This window comes from Ensifer sp. B1-9 (assembly GCF_050474445.1).
Taxonomy (GTDB): Bacteria; Pseudomonadota; Alphaproteobacteria; order Rhizobiales; family Rhizobiaceae; genus Ensifer.
The window spans coordinates 1-2,062 of the sequence record NZ_JBCHVG010000038.1 but is presented as its reverse complement, the minus strand read 5'-3'; the positions used below and the strand labels follow the sequence as shown (position 1 = coordinate 2,062).

Below are 2,062 nucleotides of genomic sequence, written 5' to 3'. Positions count from 1 at the left end.
TTGTGGTCGCGGGCATTTTTCTGGATGTCGGCCAGTTCAAAGAATTTGCGCCGCGCGTGCGCATGACAAAAGGCGAAGGTGATCGGTACCGCTTTCTTTTCGGCGACACTGAGCGGCTCGAAGCCATTGTAACAATCATTCTGCAGAATGCCGCCATACTCGGCCAAGTACTTCTGCGGGTGCTCGCCGCGGCGGTCGCTCGAAGCATAGTACACGGCCGCCGGCGCCGCGGCGCCGCCGTAAGGCCGGTCATCGCACACGTACGTCCATATTCGCCCGGTCGTGCATTTGTCTTTGGCCTGGATGGGAATGGTGGTGTCGTCGCCAAAAAGCCGCTCGGCCGCAAAGACATGCGCCTCGATCAGTTCAAAGATCGGCAGCAGCGCGGCCGTTCCATACCCGACCTGGTCGGCCAGCGTCGAGGTCGAAAGCTCGATACCCTCGCATTTGAACCGGGTGCTCTGGCGGTTGAGAGGGCTATGCATGCCAAACTTGTCGAACAGGATCGTCGCCAGCAGATGAGGACCGATGAAGCCGCGCGGCGTCGCATGGAACGGCGCCGGCGACTGGCTGATCGCCTCGCAGTCGCGGCAGGTAAATTTCTCCCGCACCGTCTCGATCACCTTGAACCGGCGCGGAACCTCCTCGAGCGTCTCGGTGACGTCCTCGCCCAGCTTCGACAGGCGCGACCCACCGCAGCATGCACAGGTGGCTGGGGGATCGATCACCACACGCTCGCGCTCGATATCCTCCGGCCACGGCTTTCGGAGCGGCCGTTTGCGCGTGAACGAACGTACGTTCGAGGTCTTGGCGGCAGCCGCCTGCGCCGCGGCTTCATCCTCCGTCGCCGCCATCACCAGTTCTTCGAGCTGCAATTCCATCTAGTCGATCAGGCGCGCCGTGCGCTCGGATCGCCGGCCGCGCAGTTCGCGCTTCAGCTTTTCGATCGCCAGTTCCAGACTGGCAATCAAGGCCTCACTGTCCGACAGCATGGCCTGCGCATTGGCGGCTTGCGCCACCGCAATGTCCCGCTCCGCGACGACGATATCGCGCTCGGCGACAACGACATCACGTTCAGCCTGCAACATCTCACGCTCGGAAAGCAGCGCCAGATAGGCGCTCGCAAGGTCCGCAGGAAGATCCACAGGCTTCGAGGTCATGAAGCCATTCGATCAGATTCACTCAATATTTTCAATGTAATAATGCTATCCGACCCGTGTCGGACGCCAGGTTTCCTGCGGATTGCGCCAGTCGATCCCGGACAACAAATACGACAATTGTGCCGGTGAGATCGCTACCGCGCCGCCCTCCATATTCGGCCAGATAAACCGGCCCTTCTCCAGCCGCCGGGTAAAAAGGCAGGCGCCCAGACCATCATGCCAGATGATCTTCAAAATATCCGATCTGCGCCCCCTGAAGACGAAGAGATGCCCTGACAACGGATCATGCTGCAGAACCTCCTGCACCCGAAGCGCCAGCGAGGGAAAGCCACAGCGCATGTCCGTATACCCTGTCGAAAGCCAAACCTTGACCCCTGTTCCCATCGGAAACGGATTCATCGCAGCGCCTCCAGTCCGCGCAGGACCCGAAGCAGCGCTTCAACGTCGACATCGCGTCCCACGATCACACGGCGACCATTGGCGCTGACGACCTCCATAAGCCCACTTTGTACCGTCGAAGAATTGGTCGGCGCAACAACCGGCATGCCTGGCTCCGGGACCAACAGTGCAGGAACAAACCCTTCACTCCCCCGCCCATTGCCGAGCCGTCCCTCGCGTGCTGCTTTACGCCAATCGTTCAACTGAAAGCGTGTGATCCCATGGCGACGTGCTGTTGCCGTGACCTGACGCGGGGCGGAATAACTCTCCGCCACGATCGCAAGTTTGGCCTCGTTGCTGAAACGGCGACGCCGCCCGCTATCGACAATCTCCATACGGCTAACTTGCGGCCGCTTCTCTATCGTTAAATCCACGGTTCTCACACTGTCTATATTGACGTCCATATAGACAGAACATCCAGTTCGCCTCACTTCTCAGCAAGGCGGCCCACCTCGGATGCGTAC

General features: G+C 60.3%; 2 protein-coding genes and 1 pseudogene. All 3 read right to left on the bottom strand.

All coding sequences use genetic code 11. The features are described from left to right. Nucleotides 1-1,160: pseudogene (gene tnpC / locus ACQ5BM_RS34530) on the bottom strand (IS66 family transposase); the annotation flags it as partial. 45 nt (nt 1,161-1,205) lie between these two features. Next, a complete protein-coding gene (tnpB, locus tag ACQ5BM_RS34525; RefSeq protein WP_042779359.1) occupies nt 1,206-1,559 on the bottom strand; it encodes an IS66 family insertion sequence element accessory protein TnpB in 354 nt (117 codons plus the stop codon). Then, complete coding sequence (tnpA, locus tag ACQ5BM_RS34520) at nt 1,556-2,002, bottom strand: IS66-like element accessory protein TnpA (protein ID WP_429820833.1); 447 nt, start codon at nt 2,000-2,002, stop codon at nt 1,556-1,558. Before tnpA ends, tnpB begins: the two co-directional genes overlap by 4 nt. Nucleotides 2,003-2,062: the final 60 nt, after the last annotated feature.

Bases quoted from the DNA above. Each gene is read 5' to 3' on its own strand.
- tnpB (WP_042779359.1), bottom strand. From the start codon at position 1,559: ATGAATCCGTTTCCGATGGGAACAGGGGTCAAGGTTTGGCTTTCGACA.
- tnpA (WP_429820833.1), bottom strand. From the start codon at position 2,002: ATGGACGTCAATATAGACAGTGTGAGAACCGTGGATTTAACGATAGAG.